The 2,607-nt window shown below is 44.0% G+C and carries 1 rRNA gene; it reads left to right on the top strand.

Features of this window, described 5'->3' with window-relative positions:
* Positions 1-267: 267 nt before the first annotated feature.
* Positions 268-2,607: ribosomal RNA gene (locus EDC42_RS09370) — 23S ribosomal RNA — on the top strand; the annotation flags it as partial.

The following is a 2,607-nucleotide window of genomic DNA, read 5'->3' as shown; positions in this document are numbered from 1 at the left end:
TTTTTCCGTGCATAAGTAACCCTTAACTGGCACTAACTAACCAGATTGTGTTAGATTATGTGTTAATTATTTGAAAAAAGAATCAAATCTTATTTATTGATTTAAGTCTTTTTTTAAGCATTGTTAGAATGAGAGACTATTCCTAAATTTAGTAAAAGTATGGTTTTTATTCTTCTTAATGGTTAAAAAAAATATGTAGACTTTTTTCTTGTGTATTAGATTTTTTTAAATTGTATAGTTTGCTAAATATTTAAATATTGTTGTTTAAAATTTTGCTACTTGTGCTATCTGGGGGATGGCTTGGCTTGAGTTGCCTATGAAGGTCGTGGTAAGCTGCGATAAGCTTGGGCGAGGAGCATACATCCTTTGAACCCAAGATTGCCTAATGGGACTTCCTAATATACTTTGTATATTGATCCGTGTAGGATTGGGAACCCACTGAATTGAAACATCTTAGTAGGTGGAGGAAAAGAAAGCAATTATGCGATATCGTTAGTAACGGCGAGCGAAAGCGATTGTAGAACAAACTGAATCCCGCTTAGTGATTTGCGTGGAGATGTGGTGTGTAGACTTTTTACTTTTTAAGCTTTTTCAGTTAAATTGAATTCTATTTTGGAATTTTAGAACCGTAGAGGGTGATAGTCCCGTAGATATATTCTGTTAAAAGTTTTTTTGTATTTTGTTCTCGAGTAGGATCCGTTGGATATCGGGTTTGAATGTGGGAGGCATCAACTCCTAATTCTAAATACGTCTCAAGACCGATAGAGTAGAAGTACCGTGAGGGAAAGCTGAAAAGTACCCCTATGGGGGGGTGAAATAGTACCTGAAACCAGATAGTGATGGCCAGATGTGGCGCGTAAGGAATGAATTCTTCTGAAGGAATCAATGGTAACGTTGTAGTACGGGGAAGTATGGACTAGTGTTGCATCGTCCGTCTTGAAACACGGGCCAGGGAGTTCTTTGTTGTGGTGAGGCTAAAAGGTTTATTTTTGTAGTCGTAGGGAAACCAATATGTTCGCAGCATTTTTTTTGTGAGGGGCAAGGTCTTAATAGGGCCTGGAATCACAGCATTGAAACCCGAAGCCGGTCGATCTATTCCTGGGCAGGATGAAGTCGCTCTTACGAGCGATGGAGGTTCGCAGGGTTGTTGTTCTGCAAAACACTCTTATGACTTGGGAATAGTGGTGAAAGGCCAATCAAGGCCGGTGACAGCTGGTTCCACTCGAAATGACTCTAAGGTCAGCCTGACTGGAGATTTGGTGGCGGGGTAGAGCACTAATTGGACGTTTAGGGAGGGAAACTTCTCGGCGTACTGTAAAACTCCGAACTCGTCACCGTCGTAGAAGGTTGGAGTGAGGGGCGCGGGGTAAGCTTGTGTCCCGAAAGAGAAACAACTCAGACTATGGTTAAGGCCCCTAAATACTGGATAAGTGTAAGGGAGTCTTTGGCCCAAGACAATGGGAAGGTGGGCTTAGAAGCAGCCACCCTTTAACGAGTTCGTAACAGATCACCCATCGAGGTCAGAGGCACCTAAAATGGACGGGAATTAATCCAGTTGCCGATACCATAGAACACCCGCTAGTGGTGATTGTGTAGAGTGGCGACCTGTGTGGGTTGAAGAGGGGGCGTGAGTTCCTTTGGACCTTGCAGGTATGTGGATCCTGGTAGTAGTAGCAGCAAAGTGAGGTGAGAATCCTCACCGCCGGAGGGGCTAGGGTTCCTTGGCAATGTTCGTCAGCCAAGGTTTAGTCGATCCTAAGGTCTGTCATAAGTTGAGCAGTATCGAAAGGGAAACAGGTTAATATTCCTGTACATGGTAAGAAAATTATGCGGTGACGTTTGGGTGAGTTCCTGACGCTTTGAGATATGTTTTGTAGGATTGTCGTCCTATTTAAGGGTTTAAGCCTGGGGAGAGGTGTAATAGCGAGAACCAGGTGTAGGCTTGATGAGTTGTCTGTTTTTGTGGATGATTTAACTGATTCATGGAGTCCTTGAAAAGGGAATTTATTTATATTTTTTTACTGTTTCGTACCGAGATCCGTCACAGGTGCCCCTAGCTGAGTAGGCTAAGGCGTTTTAAGGTAAACTAGCTAAGGGAAATCGGCAAAATAGCCCCGTAACTTTGGGATAAGGGGTGCCAGCTATGTGAATAGCTGGTCTCAGTGACTAGGGGGGCCCGACTGTTTAATAAAAACATAGCTCTCTGCTAGCCCGTAAGGGTGTGTACAGAGGGCGACACCTGCCCAGTGCTGGCACGTGAAGCTGGAGTTCAGTTCAGTGAAGCGCCAGTAAACGGCGGGGGTAACTATAACCCTCTTAAGGTAGCGAAATGCCTTGTCGGATAAGTACCGACCTGCATGAATGGTAGAACGAGGTCCCCACTGTCCCTAGCTAGAACTTAGTGAACCTGCTTTTCTGGTGCACAAGCCAGAGTCTTCCATTGGGAAGTGAAGACCCCGTAGAGTTTTACTGCAGTCTGTCGTTGAGGCTTGGTTATAGGTTTGCAGTGTAAGTGGGAGAATTCGATTACAGGTCGCCAGGTCTGTATGATTCGTTTTTTGAGACACCACTATCTTATGACTGTGTTTCTAACCTCGATATTTTTTT

The sequence above is a fragment of the Methanobrevibacter gottschalkii DSM 11977 genome (genome assembly GCF_003814835.1).
Classification (GTDB): domain Archaea; phylum Methanobacteriota; class Methanobacteria; order Methanobacteriales; family Methanobacteriaceae; genus Methanocatella; species Methanocatella gottschalkii.
The sequence above is the reverse complement of the archived record's forward strand: the minus strand, read 5'-3'. Positions and strand labels throughout refer to the sequence as shown.